At 65.6% G+C, this 15,073-nt stretch carries 13 protein-coding genes and 1 pseudogene; 8 read left to right on the top strand and 6 right to left on the bottom strand.

Annotated elements, in window-relative coordinates; genetic code table 11:
- The first annotated feature begins 73 nt into the window (after positions 1-73).
- Together G6N41_RS14530 and G6N41_RS14525 are read left to right on the top strand one after the other, a co-directional pair.
- Positions 74-283, top strand: a complete 210-nt coding sequence (locus G6N41_RS14530) for a hypothetical protein (RefSeq protein ID WP_198913178.1) — start codon at positions 74-76, stop codon at positions 281-283.
- Positions 284-572: 289 nt separating this feature from the next.
- Positions 573-1,808 carry a sodium-dependent bicarbonate transport family permease gene (locus G6N41_RS14525; protein ID WP_012395321.1) on the top strand — a complete coding sequence of 412 codons (1,236 nt, stop codon included), beginning with the start codon at positions 573-575 and terminating at the stop codon, positions 1,806-1,808.
- An 11-nt stretch (positions 1,809-1,819) separates the two neighbouring features.
- Here the strand turns inward: G6N41_RS14525 and hemW are convergent, their stop codons facing one another.
- Positions 1,820-2,992: a radical SAM family heme chaperone HemW gene (hemW, locus tag G6N41_RS14520; RefSeq protein WP_198913177.1), complete on the bottom strand. Its 1,173-nt coding sequence runs from the start codon at positions 2,990-2,992 to the stop codon at positions 1,820-1,822.
- Between hemW and G6N41_RS30045 the strand changes: the two genes are divergently transcribed.
- The 6 genes and pseudogenes from G6N41_RS30045 to G6N41_RS14495 all read left to right on the top strand — a co-directional run bounded on the left by G6N41_RS30045 (position 2,991) and on the right by G6N41_RS14495 (position 10,602).
- Positions 2,991-3,311 carry an Ms4527A family Cys-rich leader peptide gene (locus G6N41_RS30045; RefSeq protein WP_407663626.1) on the top strand — a complete coding sequence of 107 codons (321 nt, stop codon included), beginning with the start codon at positions 2,991-2,993 and terminating at the stop codon, positions 3,309-3,311. The two genes, hemW and G6N41_RS30045, sit on opposite strands and share 2 nt — an antisense overlap.
- A 117-nt stretch (positions 3,312-3,428) precedes the next feature.
- Positions 3,429-5,096 (top strand): nitrite/sulfite reductase, encoded by a 1,668-nt coding sequence (locus tag G6N41_RS14515; protein WP_198913176.1) that lies wholly within the window; start codon positions 3,429-3,431, stop codon positions 5,094-5,096.
- Positions 5,093-5,842, top strand: a complete 750-nt coding sequence (locus G6N41_RS14510; RefSeq protein ID WP_020730304.1) for a phosphoadenylyl-sulfate reductase — start codon at positions 5,093-5,095, stop codon at positions 5,840-5,842. The genes G6N41_RS14515 and G6N41_RS14510 overlap by 4 nt, the downstream gene beginning before the upstream one ends.
- Positions 5,839-6,552, top strand: coding sequence for a sirohydrochlorin chelatase (locus tag G6N41_RS14505; RefSeq protein ID WP_198913175.1), 714 nt, complete (start codon positions 5,839-5,841; stop codon positions 6,550-6,552). The genes G6N41_RS14510 and G6N41_RS14505 overlap by 4 nt, the downstream gene beginning before the upstream one ends.
- Before the next feature lie 14 nt (positions 6,553-6,566).
- Positions 6,567-8,507, top strand: a complete 1,941-nt coding sequence (gene ggt / locus G6N41_RS14500) for a gamma-glutamyltransferase (RefSeq protein WP_198913174.1) — start codon at positions 6,567-6,569, stop codon at positions 8,505-8,507.
- A 91-nt stretch (positions 8,508-8,598) separates the two neighbouring features.
- Positions 8,599-10,602, top strand: a pseudogene (locus G6N41_RS14495) (OPT family oligopeptide transporter).
- A gap of 28 nt (positions 10,603-10,630) precedes the next feature.
- Here the strand turns inward: G6N41_RS14495 and G6N41_RS14490 are convergent.
- The 5 genes from G6N41_RS14490 to G6N41_RS14470 all read right to left on the bottom strand — a co-directional run bounded on the left by G6N41_RS14490 (position 10,631) and on the right by G6N41_RS14470 (position 15,053).
- Entirely contained in the window at positions 10,631-11,740 is a 1,110-nt protein-coding gene (locus G6N41_RS14490) for a sulfate/molybdate ABC transporter ATP-binding protein (RefSeq protein WP_198913173.1), read from the bottom strand.
- Positions 11,737-12,555, bottom strand: a complete 819-nt coding sequence (cysW, locus tag G6N41_RS14485) for a sulfate ABC transporter permease subunit CysW (protein ID WP_198913172.1) — start codon at positions 12,553-12,555, stop codon at positions 11,737-11,739. The genes G6N41_RS14490 and cysW overlap by 4 nt, the downstream gene beginning before the upstream one ends.
- On the bottom strand, positions 12,552-13,454 hold the full coding sequence (gene cysT / locus G6N41_RS14480; RefSeq protein ID WP_407663625.1) for a sulfate ABC transporter permease subunit CysT: 903 nt from the start codon (positions 13,452-13,454) through the stop codon (positions 12,552-12,554). Before cysT ends, cysW begins: the two co-directional genes overlap by 4 nt.
- Positions 13,451-14,500 carry a sulfate ABC transporter substrate-binding protein gene (locus tag G6N41_RS14475; RefSeq protein WP_020730297.1) on the bottom strand — a complete coding sequence of 350 codons (1,050 nt, stop codon included), beginning with the start codon at positions 14,498-14,500 and terminating at the stop codon, positions 13,451-13,453. Before G6N41_RS14475 ends, cysT begins: the two co-directional genes overlap by 4 nt.
- 349 nt (positions 14,501-14,849) lie before the next feature.
- Positions 14,850-15,053, bottom strand: a complete 204-nt coding sequence (locus G6N41_RS14470) for a hypothetical protein (RefSeq protein ID WP_231389754.1) — start codon at positions 15,051-15,053, stop codon at positions 14,850-14,852.
- Positions 15,054-15,073: the final 20 nt, after the last annotated feature.

The raw sequence follows: 15,073 nt of genomic DNA, 5'->3' as shown, positions 1-15,073 counted from the left end.
CAGAGATGCCCCGCCGGCGCTCATCCACCCCCGCCCAAGACCGCCTGCCGCAAGCATCAAGGAGGACCAGCACATGTTCGTAATCCGGCTTGCCGACGGAGAAGAAGTCACCGGCGAATGCGATGAGCTCACCATCAACCACGACACCGGCGTTTTGAAGGTCTGCAAAGTCGACGGCTTCGAGGAAACGACGACCCACTACTCGCCATACGCCTGGCGGTCGGTGACGTACCGAAAGCGCGACATCGGCGTCAGGCCGTCGCTGGTTTCTTCGGCGCGTTGAACGCCGCAACGCCCATCTCACAGTGGATTGCCAGATAACTCACACTAAACTGGCGGCCAGCTGACTTTTACGGCACGTTGCCAGCGCAATTGCCATCGCCGACTGTTACATAGCTGTTTCGGCCGCTGCCGTGTCGGCCAAAACGGCCCAAATCCAGCTACTTTAATAGGCGTACCAAGTGGCGATTTGGCAGCCGCCTCGCTAAATTCTCAGCGTTGTCTGGGGTGTGTTCCCGGTTGCTCCGCTGGCGGTGGATGCTTCCTGGATCGCGGCACGATGGGAGGCGTCAATGCTGCACGAGTTCTGGGAGAACTTCACCCATAACCTGTTCAAACCGCTCTTGTTGTTTTTCTATTTCGGGTTTTTGATTCCAATCCTGAAGGTGCGGTTCGAGTTCCCGTATGTGATCTATCAGGGCCTCACCATGTACCTGCTGCTGGCGATCGGCTGGCACGGCGGTGAGGAACTCGCCAAGATCAAACCGTCCAGCATCGGCAGCATCGTCGGCTTCATGGGTGTGGGCTTCGTCCTGAATTTCCTGATCGGCGGTCTGGCCTACCTGCTGCTGAGCCGCATGAGCCGAATGCGGCGAGTCGACCGAGCTACCGTCGCCGGCTATTACGGGTCGGACTCGGCGGGGACCTTTGCCACCTGCGTGGCCGTCCTCACCAGCGTGGGCATCGCCTTCAACGCCTACATGCCGGTCATGTTGGCCGTCATGGAGATCCCCGGCTGCCTGGTGGCCCTGTACCTGGTGGCGCGGCTGCGGCACCGCGGGATGGACGAGGCCGGATACATGCCCGACGAACCGGGCTACACGCCCCCGGCCAAGGTCTCGGTCGGACCGGGTACCGCCGCACGGCCCGCGCGCGGCGAGAGCCTGGAAAGCACACATGACCGCGAAATCGAGCAGGAGCTGGAGTTTTCGCTGGAAAAGCGGGAGCACACGGACCAGGACGAACCCGCCAAGGGCAGCGGCCGGCCGTCGCTGTTCTCCCGGGAGCTCTTCCAGGAGGTCTTCCTCAACCCCGGGCTGGCTCTGCTGCTCGGCGGCATCATCATCGGCCTGATCAGTGGGCTGCAAGGCGAGAAGGTCGTCCACGACGACGACACCTTCTTCGTTACCGCGTTCCAGGGTGTGCTGGCCCTGTTCCTGCTCGAGATGGGCATGACAGCGTCGCGCAAGTTGAAGGACCTCAAGACGGCCGGGCGCGGGTTCATCTTCTTCGGCCTACTGGCCCCAAACCTTTTTGCCACCATCGGCATCATCGTGGCGCACAGCTACGCCTACCTCACCAACAGCGACTTCAAGCCGGGCACCTACGTGTTGTTCGCGGTGTTGTGCGCTGCGGCGTCCTACATCGCGGTGCCGGCCGTGCAGCGACTGGCGATACCCGAAGCAAGCCCGACGCTGCCGCTGGCCGCATCGCTGGGTTTGACCTTCTCCTACAACGTGACGATCGGGATCCCGCTCTACATCGAGATCGCCCGCATGGTCGGGATCTGGTTTCACACCACGGGCTGAGCCGCCCGAAGCTACCCGAGCAGCGTGCGCACCACGGCGTCGGCCAGCAGCCGTCCCCGATCGGTGAGCACCACGCTGTCGCCCTCGGTGATCAGCAGCCCGTCGGCCACCGCGGCCTGAGCGCGCTCACGCTCGCCGGCATCGAGATGCGCCAGCGGCAACCCTTGCCGCAGCCGTAGCCGTAGCATCACCTCTTCGGTGTGCAAGGCGTCCTCTTCGAGCTGCTCGAGGCCGGCCACCGGCAGCGAAGAACCCGCCAGTATCTCCGCATAAGTGTTGGGGTGCTTGACATTCCACCAGCGGGTCGCGCCGACGTACCCGTGTGCGCCGGGGCCCGCACCCCACCATTGACCCCCATTCCAGTAGCCGAGGTTGTGCCGGCATTCACCGCCCGGCCGGGCCCAGTTGGACACCTCGTACCACGCCAACCCGGCCGCGGTCAGCCGCGCGTCGGCCAGTTCGTAACGATGTGCCAGCACGTCGTTATCGACGGGGGGCAACTCGCCTTGCCGCACTCGCCGCGCCATCGCGGTTCCGTCCTCAACGACCAGGGCGTAGGCCGAAACGTGGTCGACACCGGCTTCGATAGCGGCGTCTACCGAGCGCAGCAGGTCGTCGTCGGTCTCCCCGGGGGTTCCGTAGATCAAATCGAGGTTGACGTGTTCGAAACCCGCGGCAAAGGCCTCGCGCGCCGCCGCCGAGGCCCGGCCGGGCGAATGCACCCGGTCCAAGGTGGCGAGCACGCCGGGCGCTACCGACTGCATGCCCAGCGATACCCGGGTGTAGCCGGCCGAGCGGATGGCGTCGAAGAATTCCGGCCAGGTGGACTCGGGATTGGCCTCGGTGGTGATCTCGACGTCGGGCGCGAGCACAAAATGGTCGCGCACCATGTCCAGCAGCGTCGTCAGGCGCTGACCGCCCAGTAGCGAGGGTGTCCCACCGCCGACAAACACCGTGTTCACTGTCGGCGCGTTCAGCCGTGCCGCGGCCAGCTCCAGTTCGGTGCGTAGCGCCAGCAGCCACGCGTCGGGGTTGACGCCGCCCAGCTCAGCCGGTGTATAGGTGTTGAAGTCGCAATACCCGCAGCGGGTCACGCAGAACGGGACATGCAGGTACAGCCCAAACGGCCGTCCGGGGCTGGGCAACAGGGCGGGCAGGTCGACCGGTACCTCGCGAACAGTCATGCCAAATCTTCGCACGCCGGCCGAGACCCGGACTCCAGTGTGCACGCCGGCGGTCAGCGAGGGGCCCCCACCCCGGGAAGCGGGCCCGTCTGCAGCGGAGCCTGGATGTTCTCAGCCGCTTCGCGGCTTCGTCTATCCAAGCCCCCAGTCTCGCTCGGTAGTTTTGGTCACTGTGAGACAAAATCAGCCCTGTTCGCGCGACGACCGCGGTCCGTGGCAGAATGTCACGGTGCCCGCCAATTCGAACCCGCACATCGCGCTGGTTATGCGTCGGCACATCGACCTCAAGCGGGTCTGCAGCTGTTGCTGTCTTCCTTGATGTCGTAGGCCCGGCCCCCTTATACCTGTAGCTGGCCATCGGATCTGCGCACCCCGTCAGACTCGATGGTTTTGTGCGCCCCCAGCTTGGCATTTCTCGCGAAGGAGAACAGACCCAATGACCACGGCACGTCCCGCCAAGCCCCGCAATGAGGGCCAGTGGGCGCTGGGAAATCGCGAGCCGCTCAACGCCAACGAGGAACTCAAGAAGGCGGGCGACCCACTCGATGTGCGCGAGCGCATCGAGAACATCTACGCCAAGGCCGGATTCGACAGCATCGACAAGAGTGATCTGCGGGGGCTCTTCCGCTGGTGGGGACTTTACACCCAGCGCGAACAGGGCTACGACGGTTCCTGGACGGGCGACGAGAACATCGACAAACTCGAAGCCAAATACTTCATGCTGCGGGTGCGCTGCGACGGCGGTGCCCTTTCGACGGCCGCATTGCGTACTTTGGGCGCCATTTCTACCGAATTCGCCAGAGACACCGCCGACATCTCCGACCGGGAGTACCTGCAGTACCACTGGATCGAGGTCGAGAAAGTACCCGAGATCTGGCGGCGACTCGACGAAGTCGGGCTGCACACCACCGAGGCGTGCGGGGACTGCCCCCGCGTCGTGCTGGGCTCGCCACTGGCCGGCGAGTCACTCGACGAGGTGCTGGACCCGACTTGGGCGATCGACGAAATCGTGCGCCGCTACATCGGAAAGCCTGACTTCGCCGACCTGCCACGTAAGTACAAGACCGCCATTTCGGGCCTGCAGGACGTTGTGCACGAGGTCAACGATGTCGCGTTCATCGGCGTCAACCACCCCGAGCACGGGCCGGGACTGGATCTGTGGGTAGGCGGCGGTCTTTCCACCAACCCGATGCTGGCCAAACGGGTCGGGGCCTGGGTGCCGCTGGAAGAAGTGCCCGAAGTGTGGGCAGCGGTCACCTCGGTATTCCGCGACTACGGCTACCGGCGCCTACGGTCCAAGGCGCGGCTGAAGTTCCTGATCAAGGACTGGGGCATCGAGAAATTCCGGGAAGTTCTCGAAACCGAGTACCTCAAGCGGCCGTTGATCGACGGTCCCGCCCCCGAACCCGCCAAGCATCCGATCGACCACGTCGGCGTGCAACGGCTCAAGAACGGGCACAACGCGGTGGGGGTTTCCCCTATCGCCGGTCGGGTATCGGGCACCGTCTTGACGGCGGTGGCTGAGCTGGCCGAGCGGGCCGGGTCGGACCGGATCCGGTTCACGCCCTACCAGAAGTTGGTCATCCTCGACATTCCCGACGACAAGCTCGATGAGACCACCGCCGGCCTGCAGGCGCTGGGGCTGCGCGCGCAGCCATCGCATTGGCGCCGGAATCTCATGGCCTGCAGTGGCATTGAGTTCTGCAAGCTATCGTTCGCCGAAACCCGGGTCCGGGCTCAGTCTTTGGTGCCCGAACTCGAAGAGCGGCTGGACGACCTCAACTCCACGCTTGATGTCCCGGTCACCGTCAACATCAACGGATGCCCGAACTCCTGTGCGCGAATTCAAGTCGCTGACATCGGGTTCAAGGGCCAGATGGTCGACGATGGCGCCGGCGGCCAGGTCGAGGGTTTCCAGGTACATCTGGGCGGCAGCCTGGGCCTGGACAGTGGCTTCGGCCGCAAACTGCGTCAACACAAGGTCACCAGCGACGAGCTGGGTGACTACATCGATCGGGTGGTGCGCAACTTCGTCAAGAACCGCGCCGCCGGTGAACGCTTTGCCCAGTGGGCAATTCGGGCCGAGGAGGACGACCTGCGATGATCGAAACAAGCAACCTGACAGAAGCCGAGCTGCGCGAGCTGGCGGCACGCGGTGCGGCCGAACTCGAAGGGGCCAGTGCCACCGAACTGCTGCAGTGGACCGATGAGACCTTCGGCGGTGCCAATCGTGCCGCCGGTGTCGCTGGTGTCCAGACGGCTAACTACGTGGTGGCCTCCAACATGCAGGACGCCGTGTTGATCGACCTGGCGTCCAAGGTCCGCCCGGGCGTACCGGTGCTGTTTCTGGACACCGGATACCACTTCGCGGAAACCATCGGTTCCCGCGATGCGGTCGAATCCGTCTACGACGTCCAGGTGCTCACCATCACTCCCGAGCACACCGTTGCCGAGCAGGACAAGCTGCTGGGCAAAGACCTGTTCGCCCGCAATCCCGGCGAGTGCTGCCGGCTGCGCAAGGTGGTCCCGTTGCGTCAGGCCCTGAGCAACTTCTCCGCCTGGGTGACCGGACTGCGCCGGGTCGAGGCACCAACGCGGGCCAATGCACCCGTGATCAGCTTCGATGAGGCCTTCAAGCTGGTGAAGATCAACCCGCTGGCGGCCTGGTCTGATGACGAAGTCCAGGACTACATCGTGGCCAACAATGTTCTGGTCAATCCGCTTGTCGACGAGGGCTATCCGTCGATCGGCTGTGCCCCGTGCACGGTCAAGCCGGCCGCCGGCGCCGACCCGCGCAGCGGGCGCTGGCAGGGGCTGGCCAAGACCGAATGCGGGTTGCACGCTTCGTGACGGCGCTGGTACTCACGGCGCACGGCAGCAGGGATCCCCGGTCTTCGGCCAACGCACGAGCGGTGGCGGCCCGAGTCGCGCGCATGCGGCCCGATCTCGATGTGCAGTTGGCGTTTTGCGAGCTGAACTCGCCAGGCCTGGTCGAGGTGCTCAACGGATGTTCCGGTGATGCTGTGGTCACACCCCTACTGCTGGCCAACGGGTACCACGCCGGCATCGACATTCCCGCGCAGATCGCAAGCTGCCGGGAGAGTTTGCGGGTGCGCCAGGCCAACGTGCTCGGAACCGACGACCGGCTGGTGTCGGTGCTGCGGCAACGCGTGACGGCGTTGGGAGTTTCCCGATTCGACGACAGCCTCGGCGTACTCGTCGTGGCGATCGGCTCGTCAAACGCCGCGGTCAACTCCCATACCGCCCAGGTCGGGCCGAAACTGGCCGAGGGAACCCGCTGGGCCGCGGTAGCGACCGCGTTCGCCACCCACCCGCCGGCCGCCCTGGCCGAAGCCGTCAGCCGGCTGCGTCGGCGCGGTGCCCAACGGGTGGTCGTTGCACCGTGGTTCTTGGCCCATGGCAGACTGCCGGACCGGGTGCAGCGCTTTGCGGCCGATACTGGGCTCGCCATGGCCGCACCCCTGGGTGCGCACCGTTTGGTGGCCGAGACAGTACTAGATCGCTTCGCGCAGGCAACCGCTGGTCGCGTCGCGGCGTAACGGAGTTTCGTTCAATGACTTTTGTCAAGCGTTGTGGTGCAGTGCTAGCCGTAGCGGCCCTTGCGCTGGCCGCATGTGGCACTACCCACGTGGGGGCGCCGAACTCGGCGGGCCCGTGCGAGATCGTGCCCAACGGCACCCCGGCGCCGAAAACCTCGGTCGCCGCCGCGGCCCCGTCATCGAGAAACGTGGCGACAAACCCGGAGATCGCCACCGGCTATCGCACGGACATGACCCCGGTGCATACCGCGCACTATTCGGTGTCGGCCGCCAATCCACTGGCCACTCAGGCCGCCTGCCGAGTGCTGCGCGACGGTGGCACCGCCGCCGACGCTGTGGTGGCGGCCCAGGCGGTGCTGGGCCTGGTCGAACCCCAGTCCTCGGGCATCGGCGGCGGTGGGGTGCTGCTGTACTACGACGCCAGAACGCGGTCGGTGCAGGCCTATGACGGCCGCGAGGTCGCCCCGGCGGCGGCCACCGAGAACTACATGCGCTGGATCAGCGATGCCGACCACAGCGCACCCAAGCCCAATCCGCGTGCCTCAGGACGATCGATCGGAGTGCCGGGCATCCTGCGAATGCTCGAGATGGTGCACACCGAGCACGGCACCACACCGTGGCGTGACCTCTTCGGTCCCGCGGTGGCATTGGCCGACAACGGTTTCGACATCAGCCCGCGGATGGCCGCGGCCATCTCCGACTCGGCGCCGCAATTGGGCGCCGACCCACAAGCGCGCGGGTATTTCCTCACCCCCGACGGCACCCCCAAGGCCGTTGGCACCCGGCTGACCAATCCCGCCTACGCAAAGGCGTTGTCCGAGATCGCATCGGCCGGCGCGAGCGTCTTCTATACCGGCGATATTGCTCACGACATCGTGGCCGCCGCCGGCGACACCTCCGGTGGCCGCACGCCCAGCCTGATCACCCTTGAAGATCTGTCCGCCTATCCCGCCAAGAAGCGCGAACCGCTGTGCACGACTTACCGTGGCCGGCAGATCTGTGGGATGCCGACGCCGTCATCGGGTGGCGTCGCGGTGGCCGCCACTTTGGGAATCCTCGAGCACTTCCCCATGAGTGAGTACCGGCCCGACAACCTCGACCCCAACGGTGGTCGCCCGAGTGTTATGGGCGTGCACCTGGTCGCCGAGGCCGAGCAGCTGGCGTACGCCGACCGCGATAAATACGTGGCCGACGCGGATTTCGTCCCACCGCCCGGTGGGTCGCTGAGCACCCTGGTCGACCCCACGTATCTGGCCGGGCGCGCAGCGCTGATCTCGCCCCAGCACAGCATGGGGACCGCCAAGCCCGGCGACTTCGGCTTGCCGACCACCATCGCCGCGCCGGTTCCCGAACACGGCACCAGCCACGTCAGCGTCGTTGACTCATACGGAAACGCGGCCGCTTTGACCACAACAGTGGAATCGGCGTTCGGTTCCTTTCACATGGTCGACGGTTTCCTGCTCAACAACCAGCTCAGCGATTTCAACGCGCAGCCATACGACTCCGATGGTGCACCGGTGGCCAACCGCATCCAGCCCGGGAAGCGGCCGCGAAGTTCGATGGCACCCACCTTCGTCTTCGATGGCGCACCAGCAGAACACAGCTCGCTGTATGCGGTGGTGGGCTCCCCCGGCGGGTCAACGATCGTCCAGTTCGTTGTGAAAACACTTGTGGCGATGCTCGATTGGGGGCTGGATCCGCAGCAGGCGGTGTCAGCGGTCGATTTCGGCGCGGCAAACACGCCACGAACCAATGTCGGCGGCGAGCACCCCGACATCAACACCGCCGACAACGGCGCCCACGACCCGCTGGTGGAAGGCCTGCGCGCGCTGGGCCATCAGGTCAACCTGGCTGACCAGTCCAGCGGGCTGTCGGCGATCACCCGCAGCAAGTCGGGGTGGACCGGTGGCGCCGACCCGCGCCGCGAAGGTGTGGTGATGGGCGACACCAGCTAGCCCGGCGCGCGCGGCACCTGCCGTAGTCGGCCCGCCGGGGCCAGGTGGGCATTGCTGCGGATGGCGGCACTAGCGGATATGGTCTAGCCCCATGTCTGGTGCACTGGGCAGTACACGCGAGATCACCACCCGTGGGATCATCCTGGGTGGGCTGATCACGCTGGTGTTCACCGCGGCGAATGTCTATCTCGGCCTCAAGGTCGGGCTGACGTTTGCCACTTCCATACCGGCCGCGGTGATCTCGATGGGAGTCCTGAGGTTTTTCGCGAACCACTCGATCGTGGAAAACAACATCGTGCAAACCATCGCGTCGGCCGCAGGCACCCTGTCGGCGATCATCTTCGTGCTACCGGCACTGATCATGATCGGCTGGTGGAGCGGGTTCCCGTACTGGACGACGGTGGCCGTATGCGGATTCGGTGGCCTGCTCGGTGTCATGTACTCGATCCCACTGCGCCGCGCGCTGGTTACCGGTTCCGATCTGCCCTACCCCGAAGGCGTCGCGGGGGCAGAGGTTTTGAAGATCGGCGCATCGGCACGGGTGGCGGAGGAAAACCGGAGGGGACTTTCGGTCATCGCGCTGGGCGCGGTGACCGCGGCCGGATACTAGCTGTTGGACGCGCTCAAGGTGATCAGCAACTCGCTGGCGGTGACCTTCCGGTTGGGTTCGGGCGCGACGATGGCGGGTGCGAGCCTGTCGCTGGCGCTGGTCGGCGTGGGCCATCTCGTCGGGCTGGGCGTCGGTATCGCGATGATTGTGGGTGTGCTCATCAGCTACGGTGTGCTGCTGCCGATGCGCACCGCCGGTCAGCTGCCCCAGGATGGGGCGTTGGCCGATTTCGTCTCCAGGACCTTCTCGTCGGACGTGCGTTTCATCGGGGTGGGAGCCATTGCGGTGGCGGCGGTTTGGACGTTCCTGAAAATCGCCGGCCCCATCATGGCCGGTATCGCCGAGGCCGCGGTCTCCGCGCGCACCCGTCGCCGGGGCGAGGCCGTCGACCTGCACGAGCGCGACATCCCGATCCAGGTGGTCGGGCTGGTGGTGCTGGTCTCGCTGATCCCGATTGGGTTTCTGCTCGGCGACTTCACCGACCACACGCCGATCGCTGGGCGGGCCGGCAGCATCATCGCCGTCAGCTTGCTGCTGATCGTGACCATCGGTCTGGTGGTCGCATCGGTGTGTGGGTATATGGCCGGCCTGATCGGCTCGTCGAACAGTCCGATCTCCGGGGTCGGCATCCTGGTGGTGCTGCTGGCCGCGCTGCTGATCAAGTGGACCTATGGTCCGGCCAGCGATGCCCAGACCCCAGCTTTGGTGGCGTACGCCGTCTTTACCGCCGCGGTGATTTTTGGTGTGGCGACCATTTCCAACGACAATCTGCAAGACCTCAAGACCGGTCAACTGGTGGGAGCGACCCCCTGGAAGCAGCAGGTGGCCCTGGCGATCGGGATAACGATCGGCGCGGCGGTGATGGCTCCTGTTTTGCAGTTGATGCAAAGCGCGTTCGGCTTTCAAGGAGCCCCCGGCGCTACCGGAAATGCGCTGGCCGCTCCGCAGGCGGCACTGATCTCGGCACTGGCGAGGGGGGTCTTCGGCGGCTCGCTGAACTGGTCGCTGGTGGGATTGGGCGCGCTGATCGGCATCGTGGTGGTCGTGGTCGATGAAGTACTGACCAGGACCACCGCGACACTTCGGCTCCCCCCGCTCGCGGTGGGTATGGGCATGTACCTGCCGATCTCGCTGACGCTGGTTATCCCGGTCGGCGCGGTGCTCGGCCGGATCTATGACTCGTGGGCGCAGCGATCCGGTGATGAGGATGAAAGCAAGAGACGCATGGGCATCATGCTCGCCACCGGCCTGATCGTGGGCGAAAGTCTTTTCGGCGTGGCCTTCGCCGGCATCGTCGTGGCGACTGGCACGGAGGACCCCCTGGCCATCCTGGGCGACGGATTCACGCATTGGGCCGAGCTGTTGGGTCTGTTTGTCTTTGCAGCCATGATCGCGCTGCTCTACCGGTACGTCCGGGCGGCGGCGTCGTATCGCCCCACAACGCTTGGCCAGGAGCCTGAACCGCTATCCGGCCGGGCCGGATAGGACGCCCGCAACGGCTACGGGGTGACCGTTACTGTCCCCCCACACCGATCTGCGCTGCGCTGGGAGTGCTGCCGGCGCTGTCGTCCCCAACGGCCGGGGCAGCTCCGGCGATCGGGGGCACCCGGGTGGCGCGCACATAGACGGTGTCGCCTTCCTGCAGAGCCAGCGCCTCGGCGTCACCCCGGGTGATCTGGGCGGTGAAGGCTCCGCCGGTGGCCGCGCTGGTCAGCTCCACCCGCACCTCGAAGCCCAGCACCACGATCCGGTCCACGACGGCGCGCGTGACACCGGTGGATTCCCCCGTGCCGTCGGCCGCCGCGACGGCCATTTCGGGGGTGCGGCCGACCCGAATGTCGTGCGGGCGCACCAGCGCACCGTTGAGCGCGGACACCGCACCCAGGAAGGACATCACGAACGCATTCGCGGGGGCGTCGTACACCTCGGTGGGGGAACCAACCTGTTCGATCCGGCCCGAGTTGAGCACGGCGATCCGATCCGCCACATCCAGCGCTTCGGCCTGATCATGGGTGACCAGGACGGTGGTCACGTGCACCTCATCATGGAGTCGGCGCAGCCAGGCCCGCAGATCCTCCCGGACCTTGGCGTCCAACGCACCGAAAGGCTCGTCGAGGAGCAGCACTTCCGGGTCGACGGCCAGCGCGCGGGCCAGCGCCATCCGCTGCCGCTGACCACCGGAGAGCTGATTGGGGTAGCGGCCGTGAAATCCGCTCAATCCCACCACTTCTAGCAGATTGTCAACTTTGTCTCTGATCTCGGCTTTGGGCCGCTTGCGGATCTTCAAGCCGTAGGCCACATTGTCGCGAACGGTGAGGTGCTTGAAGGCGGCGTAGTGCTGGAACACGAAGCCGATGCCGCGTCGCTGGGGCGGCACCCGGGTCACATCGCGTCCATTGATCGTGATGGTGCCGCTGTCGGGCTGATCGAGCCCGGCGATGGTACGCAGCAGCGTCGACTTGCCCGAACCGCTGGGCCCCAGCAAGGCGGTCAGCGAACCGGCCGGCACCACGAAGTCCACGTGGTCCAGCGCGACGAAGTCCCCGTATTGCTTGAAGGCGTCCCGCACGACAATGGCGTGACCGCCGGTTCCCGGTCCAGTCAATGAAGTCTCCTTCTTCATGCCCGGCTGGTCGTTCGAGACCGGCGCACGTCAAGTGCCACCTGGACGATCAGGACCACCACCGCGACCGCCATCAGCAGCGTCGACAGCGCGTAGGCCCCGTACTCGGCCCCGCGGTGGTAGCGGTCCGAGACCAGCAACGTCAGCGTTTGCGATGTCCCTGGGAGATTGGACGACACCATCAGGACCGCACCGTATTCGCCCAGGGTACGGGCGACGGTCAGCACAATTCCGTAGGTCAGGCCCCACCGGATCGATGGCAGGGTGATGCGCCAGAACGTCTGCCACCAGCCAGAACCCAAGGTTGCGGCGGCCTGCTCTTGGTCGGTGCCCAATTCGTGCAACACGGGTTCGACCTCGCGTACGACGAACGGCAGGGTGACGAAGATGCTGGCCAGGACCATCCCGGGCAGGCCGAAGATGATTCGGATCCCGAGGTCTCGTTCGACGAAGCCCAGGGCACCCGCCGATCCCCACAACAAGATCAACGCGGTGCCCACGATGACGGGCGAGACCGCGAAGGGCAGGTCGATGATCGCCTGCAACACGCCCTTGCCCCGGAACCGGTTGCGGGCCAGCAGCAATGCGGTCGGAATGCCGAAAATCACGTTCAGCGGCACCACGATGGCCACCAACAACAGCGACAGATTCAGCGCCGAAATCGCCGCCGGGGTGCTGATCCAGTCATAGAACTGGCCCAAGCCGGGTTCGAAGGTGCGCCACAAGATCACCCCCACCGGAACCACCAGCAGCGCAAAAACATACGTGAGCGCGATGGCCCGGAGCAGGTAGCGAACCAGCGGGGACGAAGTCATGGTGCCAACTCCTCCCGCTTGGCCGTGCGCGCACCGAGGACCCGCAGCACCAGCAGTACCGCGAATGAGATCAACAGCAGGACAATGGAGATCGCTGCAGCCCCGGTGCGGTCATCGTTTTCGATCAAGGTGCGAATCCACTGCGAGGACACCTCGGTTTCACCCGGTACTGCGCCGCCGATCAACACCACCGACCCGAACTCGCCGATGGCACGGGAGAACGCCAGGCCCGCACCGGACAACAACGCCGGCAATAGCGACGGAAAGACGACGGAGGTAAAGACCTTCCAACCGGTGGCACCCAGCGATGCCGCCGCTTCCTCGGTCTCGCGATCGAGTTCCAGCAACACCGGTTGAACGGCACGCACCACAAACGGCAGGGTGACAAATGCCAGCGCCACCCCCACGCCCCACGCGGTGTGCTGCAGGTGCAGCCCCAGCGGGCTGTTATGCCCGTAGAGCGCCAGCATGACCAGGCTGGCGACAATGGTGGGCAAGGCAAACGGCAGATCGATGACGGCATCGACGAGTCGCTTACCCACGAACTCGTCCCGGATCAGCACCCAGGCGATCAACAGGCCGAACACCGTGTTGAGCAACGTGACGCCGGCGGAGACGGTCAACGTCACCCGCAACGACTCCAGCGCCGCGTGCGAGGAGACCGATAGCCAGAATGCGCGCCAGCCGCCGTCGGCGGCCTGCCAGGCGATGGCCGCCAACGGCAGCAGCACGATGACCGAAAGCCACACCATCGACACACCAACCTGCAGCGCCGTGGCACCCCTAAGGCCCGAGCGGCCGAGTCCGGATATCCATTGCGGACCGCCGTCGGCGCGCTGACCGGGATCCGGCGCCACCGCCGGCGGATCGGACTGCCCGGAATGTGCTGTCACCGTCATCCGGTGGCCTGCATGTAGATATTGGTGATGCTGCCGGTGCCCTTGTCGAATAGCTGCGGATCCACCGTGTCCCAACCGCCCAGGTCAGCGATCGTCCACAGCTTCTCCGGCAGGGGAAACTGATCGCGAAACTCGGCGACCACGGCGGGGTCGACCGGCCGGAATCCGGCCTGCGCCCAGAGCCGCTGCGCCTCGACGGTGTACTGGAAGTTCTTGAATGCCGTCGCCGTGGCCAGATGTGCGGTGGTGGTCACCACCGCCAGGGGGTTTTCGATCTGGAAGGACTGCGGCGGGGTGACGTGTTGAACGCGTTTGCCTTGCCGCTCGGTGGCGATCGCCTCGTTCTCGTAGCTGATCAAGACGTCGCCGCTGCCCTGGACGAAGACATCGGTGGCTTCGCGGCCCGAGCCGGGGCGCAGTTTGACGTGCTCGCGCACCAACCTGCTGACGAAGTCGATCCCGGCCTGGCTGTTTCTGCCGCCCTCGCTCTTGACCGCGTAGGGGGCGAGCAGGTTCCATTTGGCCGACCCCGAGCTCAACGGGCTGGGGGTGATGACCTCCACGCCGGGCCGCAACAGATCGTCCCAGTCCCTAATGTTCTTGGGATTGCCCTCCCGCACGACCAGCGTGACCACCGACTCGAACGGAATGCCCCTGGTGGCGTCGGCGTCCCAGTCCTTGGCGACCTTGCCGGCCCTGACCAGTCGAGCGATGTCCGGTTCGACCGAGAAATTCACCAGATCGGCCGGTTTGCCGTCGGCGACACCGCGAGATTGGTCGGCAGAGGCACCGTAGGAGGTGATCACCTGCACGTCCTTGCCTTCCTCGGAGGCGTTGAAGGCCGGGATCACCGTGCTCCAGCCGGGCTCCGGGGCCGAGTAGGCCACCAGCGTGATGCTGGTGCGCGCGTCGGTGGGTCCACCACCGCCCGCGATGTCGCTAGGACCTCCCTGACACGCCGAGGCCAGGACGGCGATCAGCGCGAAGATGACCCCGAACGTGCCGGGCCGCCGCGAGCGCGCCGCGCCCATGAACGTCTGCGGCATTGGTGGCCTTCCAGTGCGGGATTTGTGGACAACGTTTCCCGTGACTGCGGAAGGAGCGATCGGCTAGCAACTGAGGCATTGACGAACTCCGCACCAGACCGCGCACGGGATTGGCGTCAGCGACAACAGCGCACGTCAGCAGTGGCACAGATCACCACGGCTTCACTCACGCAGGCCACTGCAAACCCCAAGCACCCCAAAGCACTGGCCACTGCGTGCATGCCGCGAAGCCTAACAGAATCTGCCGGGGACAGACCGCGTCCACATTTCAGTGCGTGAGCAACCACATGGCGACCACCAACACCAGCAGGGCGACGAGAACCAACGTGACGTGCGACCGTGGCATCGCTTACCCCGACGCTTCGTCGCTATGGCGGACGCGTTGCATCAGCTCGATGCCCTTGCCCAGCAGGGCATCCAATATTGCCGCCGAGATAAGGGCCACACCCAGCACCACCGGCATCACCGTGAGCGCCTGCAGTGCGAACGGAAGCCCGGAGAGCCACAGCTCAACACCGTCCCACCAATTCAGGATGCCGCTCACCGGACTCACCCTATGCGGCGCGGCAGCCG

Origin of the sequence: Mycobacterium shottsii, assembly GCF_010728525.1 — a bacterium.
GTDB lineage: Bacteria > Actinomycetota > Actinomycetes > Mycobacteriales > Mycobacteriaceae > Mycobacterium > Mycobacterium marinum.
This window is presented reverse-complemented; position numbering and strand designations above follow the sequence as displayed.